The 16,988-nt window shown below is 55.3% G+C and carries 16 protein-coding genes and 1 pseudogene; 12 read left to right on the top strand and 5 right to left on the bottom strand.

All coding sequences use genetic code 11. The features are described 5' to 3' along the window. Nucleotides 1–117 precede the first annotated feature (117 nt). Both ACP4CD_RS02535 and ACP4CD_RS02530 read left to right on the top strand, forming a co-directional pair. Nucleotides 118–2,553: a TonB-dependent siderophore receptor gene (locus tag ACP4CD_RS02535; RefSeq protein WP_426993327.1), complete on the top strand. Its 2,436-nt coding sequence runs from the start codon at nucleotides 118–120 to the stop codon at nucleotides 2,551–2,553. A 713-nt stretch (nucleotides 2,554–3,266) separates the two neighbouring features. Then, nucleotides 3,267–4,568, top strand: coding sequence for an ankyrin repeat domain-containing protein (locus ACP4CD_RS02530; RefSeq protein ID WP_426993326.1), 1,302 nt, complete (start codon nucleotides 3,267–3,269; stop codon nucleotides 4,566–4,568). A 126-nt stretch (nucleotides 4,569–4,694) separates the two neighbouring features. On the opposite strand, the pseudogene ACP4CD_RS02525 reads toward ACP4CD_RS02530, so the two are convergent. Further along, nucleotides 4,695–5,230: pseudogene (locus ACP4CD_RS02525) on the bottom strand (REP-associated tyrosine transposase). Nucleotides 5,231–5,335: 105 nt separating this feature from the next. Here ACP4CD_RS02525 and ACP4CD_RS02520 point away from each other — a divergent pair. From ACP4CD_RS02520 to ACP4CD_RS02500, 5 genes are all read left to right on the top strand, one after another. Further along, nucleotides 5,336–5,476: a hydrogenase expression/formation C-terminal domain-containing protein gene (locus ACP4CD_RS02520; protein WP_426993324.1), complete on the top strand. Its 141-nt coding sequence runs from the start codon at nucleotides 5,336–5,338 to the stop codon at nucleotides 5,474–5,476. Beyond that, entirely contained in the window at nucleotides 5,473–5,700 is a 228-nt protein-coding gene (locus tag ACP4CD_RS02515; RefSeq protein WP_426993322.1) for a rubredoxin, read from the top strand. Before ACP4CD_RS02520 ends, ACP4CD_RS02515 begins: the two co-directional genes overlap by 4 nt. A 131-nt stretch (nucleotides 5,701–5,831) precedes the next feature. Next, nucleotides 5,832–6,497, top strand: a complete 666-nt coding sequence (locus ACP4CD_RS02510) for a TatD family hydrolase (RefSeq protein WP_426993320.1) — start codon at nucleotides 5,832–5,834, stop codon at nucleotides 6,495–6,497. After that, a complete protein-coding gene (locus ACP4CD_RS02505; protein WP_064025644.1) occupies nucleotides 6,494–7,231 on the top strand; it encodes a tRNA threonylcarbamoyladenosine dehydratase in 738 nt (245 codons plus the stop codon). The genes ACP4CD_RS02510 and ACP4CD_RS02505 overlap by 4 nt, the downstream gene beginning before the upstream one ends. A 21-nt stretch (nucleotides 7,232–7,252) precedes the next feature. Further along, nucleotides 7,253–7,585: a hypothetical protein gene (locus ACP4CD_RS02500; RefSeq protein WP_426993318.1), complete on the top strand. Its 333-nt coding sequence runs from the start codon at nucleotides 7,253–7,255 to the stop codon at nucleotides 7,583–7,585. A gap of 11 nt (nucleotides 7,586–7,596) precedes the next feature. Here the strand turns inward: ACP4CD_RS02500 and ACP4CD_RS02495 are convergent, their stop codons facing one another. After that, the gene (locus ACP4CD_RS02495) at nucleotides 7,597–7,911 is read right to left on the bottom strand and encodes a hypothetical protein (protein ID WP_426993316.1); all 315 of its coding nucleotides are present in this window, start codon (nucleotides 7,909–7,911) and stop codon (nucleotides 7,597–7,599) included. A 184-nt stretch (nucleotides 7,912–8,095) separates the two neighbouring features. Between ACP4CD_RS02495 and ACP4CD_RS02490 the strand changes: the two genes are divergently transcribed. Both ACP4CD_RS02490 and ACP4CD_RS02485 read left to right on the top strand, forming a co-directional pair. Further along, a complete protein-coding gene (locus ACP4CD_RS02490) occupies nucleotides 8,096–9,013 on the top strand; it encodes an SAM-dependent methyltransferase (RefSeq protein WP_426993315.1) in 918 nt (305 codons plus the stop codon). An 11-nt stretch (nucleotides 9,014–9,024) separates the two neighbouring features. Further along, complete coding sequence (locus ACP4CD_RS02485; RefSeq protein WP_064025655.1) at nucleotides 9,025–9,402, top strand: hypothetical protein; 378 nt, start codon at nucleotides 9,025–9,027, stop codon at nucleotides 9,400–9,402. A gap of 183 nt (nucleotides 9,403–9,585) precedes the next feature. On the opposite strand, the gene ilvA is transcribed toward ACP4CD_RS02485, so the two are convergent. Next, on the bottom strand, nucleotides 9,586–11,118 hold the full coding sequence (gene ilvA / locus ACP4CD_RS02480) for a threonine ammonia-lyase, biosynthetic (protein WP_175463702.1): 1,533 nt from the start codon (nucleotides 11,116–11,118) through the stop codon (nucleotides 9,586–9,588). Nucleotides 11,119–11,278: 160 nt separating this feature from the next. Between ilvA and rpiA the strand changes: the two genes are divergently transcribed. The 3 genes from rpiA to ACP4CD_RS02465 all read left to right on the top strand — a co-directional run bounded on the left by rpiA (nucleotide 11,279) and on the right by ACP4CD_RS02465 (nucleotide 14,357). Continuing rightward, nucleotides 11,279–11,956: a ribose-5-phosphate isomerase RpiA gene (gene rpiA, locus ACP4CD_RS02475; protein WP_064025659.1), complete on the top strand. Its 678-nt coding sequence runs from the start codon at nucleotides 11,279–11,281 to the stop codon at nucleotides 11,954–11,956. A gap of 100 nt (nucleotides 11,957–12,056) precedes the next feature. After that, nucleotides 12,057–13,730, top strand: a complete 1,674-nt coding sequence (locus ACP4CD_RS02470) for a formate--tetrahydrofolate ligase (protein ID WP_426993312.1) — start codon at nucleotides 12,057–12,059, stop codon at nucleotides 13,728–13,730. 195 nt (nucleotides 13,731–13,925) lie between these two features. Next, on the top strand, nucleotides 13,926–14,357 hold the full coding sequence (locus tag ACP4CD_RS02465; protein WP_426993310.1) for a bacteriohemerythrin: 432 nt from the start codon (nucleotides 13,926–13,928) through the stop codon (nucleotides 14,355–14,357). Between the two features lie 58 nt (nucleotides 14,358–14,415). Here the strand turns inward: ACP4CD_RS02465 and ACP4CD_RS02460 are convergent, their stop codons facing one another. Further along, nucleotides 14,416–14,940: a chemotaxis protein CheW gene (locus ACP4CD_RS02460; protein ID WP_064025665.1), complete on the bottom strand. Its 525-nt coding sequence runs from the start codon at nucleotides 14,938–14,940 to the stop codon at nucleotides 14,416–14,418. A gap of 12 nt (nucleotides 14,941–14,952) precedes the next feature. Next, nucleotides 14,953–16,986 (bottom strand): methyl-accepting chemotaxis protein, encoded by a 2,034-nt coding sequence (locus ACP4CD_RS02455; RefSeq protein ID WP_064025667.1) that lies wholly within the window; start codon nucleotides 16,984–16,986, stop codon nucleotides 14,953–14,955. Between the last annotated feature and the right edge of the window lie 2 nt (nucleotides 16,987–16,988).

The raw sequence follows: 16,988 nt of genomic DNA, 5'->3' as shown, positions 1-16,988 counted from the left end.
AATACCGGCGTAACCACTGATCGATGCGTTCACATCCGCTAGAGCCAACTTTTTTGAGACGATTTTTTTAGTCGTGCGTTTTGTATAAGGAGATTCAACACCACGACTGGAGAGAACGTGACCGCAAATCGCCCGAAACGCCGCCGAAACCACAACGTCATGCAGAAATGCGCCACGGCGTTGCTAGCCGCTTTTGTCGGAGGCTCGTATAGCATCGACTCCGCGCACGCCGAAGCGCCGCCACGCGCTTACCGGATACCCGCTCAATCGTTAAACAACGCGCTGATGAAATTCGCCAGCGAATCCAGCCTGACAATCCTGTTTACCGCCGACCAAGTCCGCGGCCTGAACAGCGAAGCGATCGAAGGCCAAATGACGCCGCAACAGGCTTTGGAACGTCTATTGCGCGGCAGTGGCTACCGCTTCCGCTTCATCGACCAAAACACGGTGACGTTGGATAAAACCGCCGAGACACCCACCACCCCAACCCCCGACACGTTGCCGCCGGTTTCTATAGTCGGGAAAGCGGTCTACGACGCGACGGCCCCATTCAACCCAGACTACAAGTTGCCGAATGCGTCGACGGCCACCAAAACCGATACGCCAATCATGGAAACGCCGTTTTCGGTACAAGTAGTATCCAAACAAGTGCTGCAGGATCGCCAAGCGGTGCGCCTGGAAAAAGCGCTGGAATACGTCAGCGGGGTGGTTCAAGGCGGATTCAACCAGCAGACTTCGGACGGTTTCATGGTTCGCGGCTTTCAAACCACCAATTATTATCGGGATGGCACGTTGATGCCGATCAGCTTTGCTCTGGCCTCCACCAAACGCGAAACCGCCAATCTAGAAAGCGTCGAGGTTCTTAAAGGCCCCGGCTCGCTACTTTATGGTAGAGCGGAGCCGGGCGGCGTGATTAATATCGTCACCAAACAACCGCTATCCACCCCTTATTATTCGGTACAACAACAATTTGGCTCGTATGCGTTTTATCGGACAACGGTCGATGCCACCGGACCGCTATCCAGCGACGATAGCTTGCTATATCGAGCGAATTTATCGTACGAGAACTCCGGATCGAATCGGGACTTTGTCAATACCGATAAAGTCTTTTTCGCACCGGTCTTAAAATGGAATATCGGTCCAAGAACCCAAGCATCGTTCGAACTCGAATACCAACACTTCAACACGATTCAAGATATTGGCATTCCGCCTATAGGCAATCGGCCCGCACAAGTCGCCAGGAATCGGAATCTAGCCGAACCCTTCAACAGCCAATGGAACGGCGACAGTCTATTGCTGGGCGTCAATTGGTCGCACGAATTCAACGACCGCTGGAAAATCGTCAATAAATTCCTGACCCAGCGCGTCGACATCGACAACGCCTACACTAGCTTCGCGACCTTCGAGCCGGTATTGTCGGACGGCAACTTCAATCTCAAAACCATTAGTTTTCCGAAGCAGCGCAACGAAAACTATTTCACCACCGTGAATCTGCTCGGCAAAATCGAACATGCCCAGCTAACGCACGACGTATTGTTCGGTTTCGACTATATGAACGTCCGGTACATGGCCAACATCAATAATTCCTCGGCATTGTGGCCCAACAATCTGTTTAACCCGGTGTATCAAACGTCGACGCCGGGATTCGATCCGGCGGCACAGTTTACCTATTCGCAAACTCAATCCTGGTATGGCCTATATTTTCAGGACCAGATTACGTTGCCGCACGGCTGGCACTTGATGGGCGGCTTGCGTTACGACAACGCCAACTTGCGCGACAACGTCTCGGGTTTGGATTCGCCGGGCGAAGACCGCGTCAATCCACGCGGTGGGGTTTTATGGCAACCCATGCCCTGGCTGTCTTTGTACGGCAGCTACACCGAGAATTTCGGGGTATCCAATAGCTCGTTCAATGCCGACGGCCATAATTTGCCGCCGCAAACCGCACAACAGTGGGAGACCGGCGTAAAAACCGAATTGCTCGACGGCAAATTGCGCTCCACCCTGTCCTACTTCGACCTGAAACAGCAAAATTTGCCGACGTCCATTCCCGGAAGCTTTTACTACCGCGCGTTAGGAGGCGCGGAAACCCGCGGCATCGAATTCGACAGTACCGGTGAAATCCTGCCCGGTTGGAACCTGATCGCGTCTTATACCTATATGCCGTTCGCGAAAATCACCAAGGATGTCGATAGCGACGGCAATATCGGCAATCAGGGCCACCGTTTGTTCGCTGCCCCGGAACACGTTGGCAGCGTTTGGAACACCTACGAGTTTCAACAGGGCCAATTGCAAGGATTCAAATTAGGCGCGGGCCTGGTGGCCGTGGATCAAAGACAAGGCAACCCGGAGAATACCTATCAAGTACCCGGCTACGTTACTCTGAATCTGATGACCGGCTACCAAACCAGAATTGGCGGATCAAAAGTCACCGCGCAATTGAACGCCGACAATATACTGAATAAAACGTACTTCGTCGGCACCAACAGCGCCAATCAAATCCAATTCGGTGCGCCACTCAGCCTAATGGGGTCGGTCCGCGTCGACTTTTAAAGATTCTGGACGTCGTTCGGACTCGCGTTGGCGTTTAATCGGGGAGCCGAGTTGGTCCCTAACGGCAACCGGAAACTTCAACGAACGCTGCCGCCTAGTCGTCCGGCGGCGTTCGGCGTTTTACCGAGACTTGGACGGATATTTTAGACATGCGGCGCCGGACGCTGCTTACAACCACGGGGTCGATACGGATCGATTTTACAATCGGCGACAACATCCGGACTTAGAGCTAGCTGGCGGTGGTGCGGTAAAACATCTATGGGCGAAACGCCCCCCGCCGGAACTAGGCTCGAACGAAAAGATTTGCTGCTCCAAACACAATCGCAACCCTAAAACACCCCCGAATATAGGCCCGCATCCGCTTTTGGCGAGGATTTTCGTAGGGGCTCCCAGCCCTTCCGACAACGAGCGGCATACCCGAAAAGCGGGGCAGGCTCTCCCTGCCGCTCCCCTGCTGACTCGATACATCCATGTATCTCGCCTCCGGGTGCTACGCATGCAAATCGGCCATCCTGCCGATTTGTCTCACCAAAAGCTGCGATGCTCGGGGCGGAATAACGGGAATACGTCAACCCAGCGGTTATTGTGTGTAGCAAAGGTTTTTTGGTAGGCTGGGTTGGGATGCTAGTGTAAACCCAGTTTTAGCCTATATTGCTGGGTATCGCTTTGCTCTATCCAGCCCACGAACTGCCGCAAACGTTTTGGAGTGTTTGATGTATCGAATAGTGTTGCTGTCATTTTTTTTGCTTCCCGGTTGTCAAACGAATGTCAGACCAGGCTCCGCTTGCCAATCCATAATTGAAATTGCCGATGCCGGAAAAATCCAATCTGCGGTGTTACAGGATGACCTTTCCTTGCGTGAATCATTTCCGGCAATACTCAAAACATCACTTTATGCCGTTAAAGCAGATCTTAATGGCGACGGCTTTGAAGAGATATTTGGAGCAATTCCAATTAATTCGGCAAGTGGATTGATTACCGGAACCAACTCTGATTATGGATTTGCGCTGATAAATCCGAATCAAGGGAAAGTAGATGAGATAAAAACCAGTATTGCTCAAGATTTAATCAACCCGATTACATACGATCATTATGACAAACGAGTGATTGAAGTTGCTGGTAAGCCTTTTATCTTAGTGTTAAACGCAACGCGCTCACGCAAAACTTATATTACACAAGATAATTCGCCACGAGCTATTTGGCGGGTAACGCGTGATTTCCAACTGGCTGTGGAATGTGAAATTGCGCAATTTAAAGATGAAAACGGAAAAGAACATCATCGTGTTCTGAAAGATGACGAACGCATTCTTCGGGAAGCCAAAGAAATGCGAACCCCTGATAGTAATCCGTGGTATTTGATTAGTCGATTGCCCGGACTCACTGCTTTTGAAGCGGTGCTTGCCGCTGGTTGGGATATAAATTCATCTGGGAATAGCCGAACAACTCCGTTATGGGTGGCTATTTATGAAAAGCGATTAGATTTGGTCAAAGCGCTCTTGTTAGCGGGTGCTTTGCCAAATGTCTATCCGGAAGAGCCGGAAAAGGGGTTTGAATACCGATCGGTGACTCCTATTGAATATGCAATCACTTCTTCTGAAGATTCCTACGACTTGGCGAAGGTCCTCATCGAAACCGTGGGTAGTAAAAACGTAAAGGCTCAAAATGGTGACAGTGCATTATCTGAAGCAATTCTTTATGAAAGACCTGACATTATCGAGCTTTTATTTAATAACGGCGCAGAAGTCGACGACCAGTCTGTACATCATTGGTTGGAAACTGCCGAAAATGATTCGGCGGAGAAGGTGCTGCAGCTTTTGCTGGCGCATGGATTGGACTTAAACAAGAGTTACAGTTTTAAATTCCCTGTTTCCGGTATCAAACGGATTAATGAAAATACGTTGTCTGTAGGCCCTAACATTACATTTGCCGAAAAGCAATTGACCCCGCTTGAGTTTGCGAGATATATGGGTAATAAGCCAGCCGAGAAATTACTTATTCAGTCTGGAGCCAGATAATAAGTCATCCCTGGATGATCGGGGATACATCTTGTGTTCACCTGATTTACCTTTGAATTTCAGAACAGTTTTCTCCTCATTCCCACGCGCCGCGTGGGGATGCAGACTAACCGCGCTGCGGTCAGGTTAAAACCAATCCCGATAAATCGGCAATAAGCCCTCCATGCCGACATAGCTGCGCGCACTGAAATAGCGCCAATGTTCCGGCAAATCGACATAACCGCGTTTGACCGGGTTGAGATGAATGTAATCCAGTTTATGCCGTAAGACTTCGGGATTATCGATCAACTGCGGATGGCTGCCTTCTTCCCACAATTGATAGTCCCGGTCGGTTTTATGTGCTTTGCGAAACCATTTGAGTTGGGCCAATAGCCGCTCGGCTTTGATTTCGTGTAAATAGTCGATCAATTGGCGGGCGGTGTAGGATTTGAAGTGGGCGATTTGATGGGCTAGATCGTCGGCTTGTATTAGCAGATGCATGTGATTTTCCAGTATCACAAAACCATAAATTCGCCAGCCGTTCCGTAGTTGGCGATAATGCAAGGCATCCAATACGATTTGCACGGTGGCCGGCCGGGTGAACATGGGTATCCAGTTGAGCACGGTGCAGGTTATGAAGTGCGGATATTGAGACTGGAAATACGGTAGCGGCTGCGGCCCATCAGTGTTACCTGGTCGGATTCCTCATACCTATCTTACCGCCGGCGCGGTTAATCTGCATTCCCACGCGGCGCATGGGAACGAGAAAGGGCGAATAGCATAGGTGGGTGCGTTATTTTAACTCGCAGGATAAGTTAATCCTGAATACGCAGGAAGTCAGCGAGGTGCCGAACGTAGTTTGTGCGTCGGCGGAAGACATCGCCGACAACCATCAGCGCTTGCAGGAAACTTTGCAGGTGTATTTGTGAGCGAAGGTTTCTTCGCTGGCGCTTACGGCGGCGATGCCTCGCGCTTGCCGGCGGAAGCCAAGCTGGAGTGCAAGATTTGCTGGCATGTCTATGACGCGGCCGAAGGCGACGCCGTCTGGCAGGTGCCGCCCGGCACGGCCTTTGCCAATTTGCCTGAGCATTGGAGTTGCCCGCGATGCGGCGCGCCGAAGCAGGAATTTTTGCTTTTGGACGAACCCGTCTAAGCCGCAGATCCGGCCGATCTCCGCGAGATCTTGGACTTCGACGATTTGAGCGCTCGATTCGCGCGCCGGATCGGCTTTGGTTAAACTCGAAGGCATCCATTTCCAAACCTGGACTTGCCGCCGCGCGTTCGATGTATACAGACCTACACTGCCACTCCGCTCGGCCGGAAGCCGAACTTAGCCTGATCAATTTCGACTTGGCCTCGCCAAACGCCAACGACGTCGACGCCGCCATCGAAGCGGCCGGGCGAAGCCATATCAGCGCCGGACTGCATCCGTGGTACTTGGCCGAGCCTACTCTGACGCCAGCCTTCGACGCCTTGGAGCGTTTGTCGCCCTATCTGGCCGCGGTCGGCGAATGCGGTTTGGATCGATGCGCCGCTACGCCTTACGAACTACAACGGCGGACTTTCATCCGTCAGATCGAATGCGCCGAACGCTGGGAAAAACCGTTGATCGTGCATTGCGTGCGCGCTTACGGCGATTTGCTGGTGCTGCGGCAAACGTTAAAACCCAAGCAAGTTTGGATCGTGCATGGCTTTACCGGCAAGCCGGGCTTGGCCGAGCAACTCGTCGGCGCCGGCTGCTATTTGAGTTTCGGCAAGGCCTTGCTGAACCCGCGCGCCTCGGCCAGAGACAGTTGGCGTACTACGCCGCTGGATCGGGTGTTCCTGGAAACCGACGCGGCCGACATCTCGATTGCGACAATCCATGCCGAAGCGGCTACAATTCGCGGCCTTGATTTAACCGCGCTGCAACGCCAACTCGTTGCCAATTTCGATAGAGTGTTTCGATGACCGACTTAAGCTGGCTGTCCCGTACCGAATTGCTGATCGGCAAGCCCAAACTCGACAAGCTGCAACAATCTCACGTGTTGGTGGTCGGCATGGGCGGGGTCGGCTCCTATGCGGCGGAATTCATCTGCCGGGCCGGCGTCGGCAAAATGACCATCGTCGACGGCGACGTCGTCGAAGCCAGCAACCGCAATCGGCAACTGCCGGCACTGGCGACCACCCACGGCCAGCCCAAGGCCGACGTGATGGGCGCCCGGCTGCTGGCGATCAATCCCGACCTCGATCTGACCATTAAATACGAATTCATCACGCCGGATACCGCCGCCACGCTGCTGGACGAATGCCACTACGACTACATCGTCGACGCGATCGACAGTTTGACGCCGAAAATTCATCTGATCCGAGCGGCCAAGGCGCGCAAGCTGAAAATCGTCTGTTCGATGGGCGCCGGCGGCAAACTCGATCCTACCCACTTGAAAGTCGTCGACATATCCAAGACTTACAACTGCCCGTTCGCCCAGTTCATTCGAATACGCTTGCGCAAGCACGGCATTCATCGCGGCGTAAAAGTGGTATTTTCGCCGGAAGTGGTGAACAAGGATTCATTGATGTTCACCGACGGCAGCAATTACAAGAAATCGGCCTACGGCACGATTTCCTATCTGCCAGCGGCTTTCGGCGGGGTTTGCGCGTCGGTGGTGATCCGCAATTTGATCCACGACCCGGCCCATCACTGACGCGAACCAACCGGAGCCACCATGTCAAAATCCACACCCAGTAACGGCCCACGCCAGATCAATCTGGTAAACAGCAAACGGCTGCAAGCCTTGCGCTCGGGATCGACAGCCGCGGAATCCGGTCCATCGAACCGGAACGGCTCAACTCCGCCGCTTGCTGGCCCGGATGCCGCCAGCGAGCGCTTGCAACTGGAAGTCAGCCGCTGTCTGGCCGAGATCCTGCGACAACTGCCGCCCGGCAAGCAGCGCAGCCTGTTCAAAATCCGTTACGGTGTCTATCCCGAGCAGCTGGAAAGTCTAGCACCCAACGAAGCGGCGCGGATTTTGGGCTTGCCCGTCGGCCAACGACGTTAACCACATCCCGGTTAGTCCGCCGCGTCGTCATCCGGTTGTTCGCGGCGCGCGAACTCGGCACGGCGGGCACGGCCCTCCGGACTATCATCGCGCCGGGACTGAAACTCGTCCATTAACGTCGATCCGCACACGCAATTTCTGAACACCGCGACGACCGCCTGATCGTCGTCGTCCAACATTTCCCGCAATCCGGTGTTACCGGCCGGTAAATCGACGGTTTGCGCCAGAAAGTCCTCGGCGCTGTTATAGACGCGCCCGCAAGTGCGGCAACTGCGCGGAAACGAGGCTTGGGCGGCGCGTAGCCTTTCGAATCGGTGATCGGTCATCGCGAAAACTCCAAAAGCGCGGCCGGCTGGCCGAATCGAAAACCGGTGTGAAGCCAAACCGGCAACTGGCTTATAATGCTCGGCCAGGCGAGATAAGGACAGCAATTTGTCGAATCCGCGCAGTATAAACCCAAGCAACGGCAACCGATCACCCGGCCCGGCCTTTCCGGAACGCACCCGATTCATGTACACGATAGAACCCAACCAGGATTATCGCGACCAAAGCCTGCGCCAACACGGCGAGCTGTCGGCCTCGCAATTGCAAGCCGATGCCGCCCGGCATTACGACGACTGCTACCGCGACTACCTATTCGCTTGGTGCAATCGCGACAACCTGGCCTTGCATTACGGCTATTGGAACAGCCACGCGCGTTACGACCAACATCAGGCCTTGTTAAACAAGAATCGGGTTTTATATGAAGCCGGCGGCCTGAACGCCAACCACCGGGTGTTGGATGCCGGCTGCGGCATCGGCGGCAGCAGCATCTGGATGGCGAAAAACCAAGGCAATCGGGTAACCGGTATCACGATCAGCGCCAAGCAGGCCGAGTACGCCCGCCAACACGCCAAACGCCACGGCGTGGCCGATTTGGTGGACTTCCAGGTAGCGGATTTCTGCGCGACGCCGTTCGCGGACGCCAGTTTCGACGCGGTATGGGCGCTGGAGAGCTCGTGTCATGCGCTGAATAAAGGCGATTTTTTGCGGGAAGCCTGGCGGGTCTTAAAGCCCGGCGGCCGCTTGATCGTTTGCGACGGCTTTTTATTGCAGCGCGAATTCGACGAAGCCCAGTGGCAAGCCGTCGTGACTTGCTTGAACGGCTGGGCCGTGCCCAACCTATGCTCCCGCGATGAAATTACCGAATTGGCCGGCCGCGAGGGCTTTCAAAACGTGGTTTGCCACGACATCACCGCGCAGACCGAACCGTCGGTAGAGCACATGTACAAAGTCGCCAAACGCCTGCAACCACTTCAGAAAGTCAGTCAATGGTTGGGCCTGCGCAGCAAGGCGCAAACCGCGAACTATTTGGTCGGACTGGCGCAGTATCGACTGTTTCACGACAAACTCACCGAGTACTGTATTATTACCGCCCAAAAAGCCTGATCGAGAAATCAATGCCGTTTTCGCGCCCGTTATTTCTGTTCAACCTGCTGCCGGTTTGCCTATTGGCCGGCTGCGCGACCGTTCCCGCCGGCAGTCTTCACGACAATTTCGCCGATTACGCCGAGTCGGTGTTTCGCCATCAAAACGCGTTGATCAGCCGCTTAATGATGCTGAACGACAACGACGAGCTGAGCGACACCGACCTGCTGGATAAAGCCGAAGAGCGCATGCACGACGCCTGCCACTGGCTGAACGAATACGCTGAACGGGAGAGCGACGGCGACAGTATGAGCTGGCGCTTCAAAGCCAAGGTTCAGGACAGCATAGAACCTTGCGACCGCCGCATTCAAGAACTGGAAACCCTGCTGGGTCAATACGACAAACCTTAAGTCACGACTTCCACCGAACCGGGAAGTACCAACATCGCCAGTCAATTCCGGATTACGCGGCGGCACCTACCGCTCGACACGACGCCCGTGAGGGGGGCGAAGGCCTTACCCAAGAATCCATGACACCCAACGTAGGTTTCGAACGCCGCCCAGCGGTACTACCCTGACCGGCTTTGGAAAGAATTAATCCAACCAGGCTTCGCTGCCGCCCACGAATAAGCGATACGCCGGATTGGCGGTTTCCTCCCGATAAGCCAAACCCAACACGTCCAAACAATGTTGAAACGGTCCACACTGATTGTCGGCCAATTGCAGACCGATCAAAACCTTGCCGAACGCCGCGCCGTGATTGCGGTAATGGAACAGGCTGATATTCCACTGGCTGCCCAGGGCCATCAAAAACTTTAGCAAGGCACCGGGACGTTCCGGAAATTGCAAGCTATAAACCCGCTCGCGCAGCTCGCGGGGCGCGTGTCCGCCAACCATGTAGCGAATATGGTCCTTGGCCAGTTCGTTGCCGGTCATATCGGTGACCGGAAATCCGTCGTCGCGCAATTGCGCGATCAGTTGCTGGCGATCGGTTTCCGCGCCGCTGCTGCTGATCCCGACGAAGACCTGGGCCAGACGGCTGTCGAAATAGCGGTAATTGAATTCGGTGATCGAGCGCTTGCCGAGCATTTTGCAAAACTTCAGAAAGCTGCCCGGTACTTCCGGTATCGTCACCGCCAATAAAATTTCCCGGTGCTCGCCGACCTGGGTGCGCTCGGCGACATAGCGCAAACGGTCGAAATTGATATTGGCGCCACTGTCGATCGCGATCAGGGTTTGCTGCGTCAAACCGTTCTGTTCGGCGTATTTTTTCAAACCGGCTACCGCCAGCGCGCCGGCCGGTTCGGCGACCGAACGGGTATCGTCGAAGATGTCCTTGATCGCCGAACAAATTTCGTCGGTGCTGACGGTCATCACTTGATCGACCGATTGCTTGGCGATTCGAAACGGCTCGGCGCCGATTTGCCTAACCGCCACGCCATCGGCAAACAATCCGACCTGATCCAAGACCACCCGCTCGCCGGCGATCAAGGCCTGATTCAGGCAGTCGGCGTCGTCGGGCTCGACCGCGATCACCTTGATATCCGGCCGCACGAATTTGACGTAGGCGGCGATCCCGGCCACCAATCCGCCGCCGCCGACCGGCACGAATATCGCGTGAATGTCGGCATTGTGTTGGCGCAGAATTTCCATCGCCACGGTGCCTTGGCCGGCGATCACGTCCGGATCATCGTAGGGATGAATGAAGATCATGCCCTTCTCGGCCACCAATTCCATCGCATGCGCATAGGCTTCGTCGTAGGAATCGCCGTGCAACACAATCTTGGCGCCGCGCGCCTTCACCGATTTGATTTTGATTTCCGGGGTGGTCCTGGGCATCACGATCAAAGCCTTGATGCCCAGTTTTTTGGCGGCCAGCGCCACACCTTGCGCATGGTTGCCGGCCGAGGCGGCAATCACGCCATGTTGAATCTGCTCGGCGGTCAGCGACGCGATTTTGTTATAGGCTCCGCGCAGCTTGAACGAGAACACCGGCTGCAAGTCTTCCCGCTTTAAATAAACCTTGTTATTGATCCGTTCCGACAAAGTCGGCGCAAAGTCCAACGGTGTCTCCTCGGCCACGTCGTAGACTTTTGCCCGCAATATTTTTTCGATGTAATTGTGCATTGAATTCCTCGGCATGAACCGGTCGGCATGCCCCGTTTCCGACCGGTTGGTCGGCGTAAAAACAGCTGAGAGATCGGCGTTAATCGGTTATTATCCCATACAATGACGGGTCGAACGCCGAGTCAGATTTATAAGAGCATACTCATCAGGATTTCCTACCATGACGCAAGACGAATTAAAAAAACAAGTCGCCCAAGCCGCTTTGCAATACTTGAAAAACGTGCCCATCATCGGCATGGGCACCGGTTCGACGGTAACTCATCTGATTAACCTATTGGCCGACTGCGACTTCAAAAACGACATCGAAGGTGCAGTGTCCAGTTCCGGCAAAACCACGGAGCATTTACGCTCAATCGGCATTCCAGTCCTTGAACTGAACCAAACCGGCGACCTGGAAGTGTATGTGGACGGCGCCGACGAAGTGACTCCGCATAAAAAAATGTTGAAAGGCGGCGGAGGCGCGCTGACCCGCGAAAAAATCATTGCCGGCGCCAGCAAGAAATTCGTCTGCATCGTCGACGAAACCAAATGCGTGGACATCCTGGGTAAATTCCCGCTGCCGGTCGAAGTGCTACCGCTATCGCGCAGCTTCGTCGCCCGTCAATTGGTGAAAATGGGCGGTCAACCCGAGCTGCGGATGAACAAAGAGACCGGGGCCAGTTACATCACCGACAACGGCTGCGAGATTCTCGACGTCTACAATCTGAATATCGTCGACCCCGTCGAAATGGAAAAAGCCATCAATAATATTCCGGGCGTCATCACCAACGGCCTGTTCGCGTTGCGCGACGCCGACGTGGTGCTGGTTGGCAAAGGCAGCGAAGTCATCAGCTACTAAGCTCCACCCACCGCGCTCTACCGGCGGACCCAATGTCAACGGTGTCCGCCATTGCTTACCGTTACCCTATCGCCACAAACCGTCATTCAGGAAACACCCCATGTCCGACATCGAAATCGCCCAACAGGCGAAAATGCGCCCGATCATTGAGCTCGCCGGCGAGAAATTCGGCATACCCGCCGAACATTTGGACCCCTACGGCCATTTCAAGGCCAAGCTGTCGCTGGAATACCTGAATTCCCTGCATGATAAGAAAGACGGCAAACTGATCCTGGTCACCGCCATCAGCCCCACCCCGGCCGGCGAGGGCAAAACCACCACCACGGTGGGTTTGGGCGATGCCTTGAATCGAATCGGCAAGAAAACCATCATCTGCTTGCGCGAACCCTCGCTTGGCCCCTGTTTCGGCGTCAAGGGCGGCGCGGCCGGCGGCGGCTATGCGCAAGTAGTGCCGATGGAAGACATCAATCTGCATTTCACCGGCGATTTTCACGCGATCGGCGTCGCCCATAATCTGCTGTCGGCCTTGATCGACAATCACATCAACCACGGCAACCCGCTCGACATCGACCCGCGCCGCATCCAATGGAAGCGCGTCGTCGACATGAACGACAGAGCCTTGCGCAAGATCGTGATCGGCATGGGCGGCGTGGCCAACGGCTATTTGCGCGAGGATGGCTTCGACATCGTCGTGGCGTCGGAAGTGATGGCGATTTTGTGCCTGGCCACCAGTCGCGCCGATTTGAAGGAGCGCCTGGGCCGCATCGTCATCGGCTATAAATCCGACAAAGTCACGCCGGTTTACGCCCGCGACCTGAAGGCCCACGGCGCGATGGCGGCGGTACTGAAAGACGCGATCAAACCGAATCTGGTGCAAACCCTGGAGAACAATCTGGCCATCATCCACGGCGGCCCGTTCGCCAACATCGCTCACGGCTGCAACACCGTCACCGCCACCAAAACCGCGTTGAAACTGGCCGATTACGCGGTCACCGAGGCCGGTTTCGGAGCGGATCTTGGCGCTGAGAAATTCATCGACATCAAATGCCGCATGGCCGGCTTGACGCCGTCGGCCGTGGTTTTAGTCGCGACGGTACGGGCGCTGAAATTTCACGGCGGCGTGACCAAGGACGAGTTGAATCAGGAAAATCTGGCCGCGCTGGAAAAAGGCTTCGCCAATCTGGAACGCCATCTCAGCAACATCCAAAATCATTACGGCTTGCCGTGTGTGGTCAGCATCAACCATTTTACCTTTGACACCGATGCCGAAATCCAATTGCTGAAAAGCAAGTGCGAGGCCTTGGGCGCGAAATGCGTGATTGCCAAACATTGGGCGCATGGCGGCGCCGGCGCGGAAGAGCTGGCAAACGCCGTGTTGGATATTGTCGACCACCGCGAACCGGAATTCAGCTTCGTTTACGACAGCGAGTTGCCGCTGTGGAACAAGATCGAAGCCATTGCCACCAAGCTCTACGGCGCCGCCAACGTCTCGGCCAGTCCAAAAGTGATGAGCGAAATCAAGGCCCTGCAAGCCAGTTACGGCCATTTTCCGATCTGCATGGCCAAAACCCAAATGTCGTTTTCGACCAACCCCAACAGCAAGGGGGCACCGTCGGGACACACGGTCGAAATCAGCGAAGTGCGGCTGGCCAACGGCGCCGGTTTCATCGTCGCCATCGCCGGCGACATGATGACCATGCCCGGCTTGCCGAAAGTGCCGGCCGCGGAGCGCATCGACATCAGCGACGACGGTGTCATCAGCGGTTTATTTTAACGCTGAGCGTCAGCGAAAGGGCTTGGGCTGGCGGCTTCGGTTCCAAGCTCCGAGTCATTTGCCACCATCGCCGCTTGTTTGGCGTTCTGCTATGCTTAATCGACCATTTTGATAGCGACGACACGTCAGCGGTAGGTTTGCGCTAACGGTGTTTTCGTTATCGATGCGTTGAAGGCGCCAAACGGAGGCACTGGCATGGCAACATTCATTTGGCAGGACCGATATTCGATAGGCGACGCGACAGTGGACGACCAGCATCGGCAAGTGTTCGAGCTGGCCGAACAGGTTCTGGGCGCTAGCGACCGCGACGAACTGATTCATTTGTTCATTCGTTTTTTCCGGCACATCCGCGAACACTTCCATTGCGAGGAAGCGCTGATGAAGCGCCTCGATTACCCCGGCTACCAAGCCCATTTCGCCGCGCACGATCAAATGCTGGACGAACTCATCCACCTCAGCAGCGAAGTGCGCGGCGACCGTTGGAATCGTTCGGAAATCACCCGCTTTGTCAACGACTGGATATTGGTACACATCGTTGAAGTCGACCGCTTGCTGGGCGACTTCCTAGCCGACATGGCGGCGTCAACCACGCCGAGCCAAGCCGATCTCAGACTCCATTCGCACTGAGCCAGCCCTATGCCTCACGCGGCCGGAGACACTAGTGTCGATGCTCGGTTAAGCCGAGTCAGTCCCGGTCTGCAACCAACTCGCGCAGCTGCGACAACTCTTCCAAAGACAAGACTCGCCCGATCGCCAACAAAATGATGAAGGCGTCGTCTACTCGCGCCATCGCCTGAATGAAATCAGTGCGGATATCGGTACCGAAATCCGGCGCCGGTTGGATATTGGCCGGCGGTATCTCCAAAATCTCCCGTACTTCATCGACCAGCATTCCGATTAATTGACTGGTTTCAGCCACTTGCACGGCCACCAACACAATACAGCTCAGCTTGCTGATTTGGGTGGGCTTATGGCGTAATCGGGCCGCCAGATCGATAACCGGCACCACGTTACCGCGCAGATTGATCACGCCGTGTATGTAATCCGGCGTCAACGGCACCCGAGTCACGTTGACGATTTCGATGATTTCCTTGATATCCAAAATGCTGACGCCAAAGGTCTCGTCACCCACTAGAAAGGTCAAATATTGGCCGACCTGCTCCGGCACGGCCAACGAATTTCCCAACTCGCTCCGCATTAAATTCGTCATGGCCGGCTCCGCCTAAAAGCGTTCGAAGTCTTGATCGTTAAAATCCAGACTGTTGTCCGCCGAAGCAGGCGCCACGACTGGTTTGATGCTATAGGGCTTGGCAACGTTACGCGCCGGCCCGCGCATCGAAGAAGCGCCGCGACCGTTCGACGCGGCCCCGCGCCGGCCTTCGTTCACCTTGAAAAATGCCACGGCCTGCTGGAGTTGCACGGCCTGACCGTTCAGCTCTTCGGCGGTCGCCGCCAATTCCTCGGCGCTGGCGGCATTCTGCTGAGTGGCTTTATCCAATTGCCGCATGGCGTCGTTGATTTGATTGATGCCGCTGGATTGCTCCACCGACGCGGCGCTGATTTCTTGAACCAGGTCGGAGGTTTTTGCAATATTAGGCACCAGGGCGTTGATCAAGGCCCCGGCTTTTTCGGCGATCGCGACGCTACTGCTGGCGAGTTCGTTGATTTCCCCGGCCGTGACCCGGCTGCTCTCGGCCAATTTCCGCACTTCCGCCGCCACTACCGCAAAGCCCTTGCCGTGCTCGCCGGCCGAGGCGGCTTCTATCGCGGCATTCAGCGACAACAGATTGGTTTTATAGGCAATGTCTTCAATCAGGCCGATCTTTTTCGCGATATTCTTCATCGCCGCGACGGTCTCGTTGACCGCCGCTCCGCCCTCGCGAGCGTCGTTCGCGGATCGGACCGCCATTTGCTCGGTAACGTGGGCATTTTCGGTATTTTGTTGAACCGAGGCGTTGAGCTCCTCAATCGACGATGTGGTTTCCTCAACGCTGGCCGCCTGTTCGGTGGCCGCCTGACTCAACGACTGAGCGGTGATACTGACCTGTTCCGACGCATTGTTGAGATTGTCCGAATTGAACCTAACCTGCTGAACCACCCGCCCCAACTGGTCGCGCATGTCTCGCAAAGCCTGAGCCAATTGGCCGATTTCGTCCTTGCCTTCGACTTCCAGATCGGCGCTGAGATCGCCATCCGCCAAAGCCTTTGCAAAACCGACGCCGGTCACGATGGGTCGGGTGATTAAATTGGCTAAAAAGATGGCGATCAACACCCCCAGGATCAACGATACCGCGATCGTCACCAAGATGATTTTATTGGCTTCCGAAACCAAGCTGTCGGCATCCTGCCGCGCGATGTCCAGTTGCGCGAAGCCCGATTCCTCGGCGGTCTGGGCTTGCTGGATAACGTCGTCGCCGGCGTCGAGCATTTCCTTGCGCATCAGCTTCATTTGCTCGTCGTTGTCTATCCAGGTTTGCGCGGCCTGATGGTAATCGTGCGCCGCCGTTCTGGCATCGGCGATAATCCGCTTGCCTTCTTCCGTCCCGGCAATCTTTTCCAGATCGTCATAAATGCCGATCAACTCGGGCAACCAAACCTGCATTTTTTTCCAGGCCGCGCGATCCTTCAGATTCAACTCCTCCTTTTCGGCGCGCATGATCTCCAAGGCCTTGATGTAGGCTTGGGTCGCGCCAACATAGCGCTGCACGAATTGATCGAGTTCCGCCGCGTTGGCGCCTTTGTCCTTGGCCTCTTGATAGCGGGCGACTTGGCGTTTCAAATAAGCATCGGCGGCTTTCGCAACCGCATTGCCTTTTTCCACCATGGTTTCGGCGGCTTCCTTATTGGCGGTGTACCCGGCCAACACAGCCTGAAACTTCTCGCCAAATTTAGCGGCGCCGCTTCTGGCTATTTTCGATTGGCTCAGCAGTTCATTATTGCCGTACTGTTTGGCCACCTGATCGATTTTGTCCAGGTAAACCGACAGCTTCTTTAAACTTTCGAGTAACTGTTGGGCGTCTTCCTGCTTTTGGGAGAGCCGGTACGAACGTTGCGCCACTAAGGCTTCCAATGCCATGCGTTCCACGCCGGTGGCGTATTCGACGGCTTTTCCGTTGTTGTCGGTGATGCCGAACAGCGCCCCGGACACTTCGCCGATGTAAACGCGCGCCAGCAAGCCGAATCCGACGGTAATCGCCACCAACAGCATGGCACCCGTCAATATTTTAGTTTTTATTCTGAGATCGTTGATGTTCATCG

It is taken from the genome of Methylomonas stagni (assembly GCF_050154735.1).
Taxonomy (GTDB): Bacteria; Pseudomonadota; Gammaproteobacteria; order Methylococcales; family Methylomonadaceae; genus Methylomonas; species Methylomonas koyamae_A.
The sequence above is the reverse complement of the archived record's forward strand: the minus strand, read 5'-3'. Positions and strand labels throughout refer to the sequence as shown.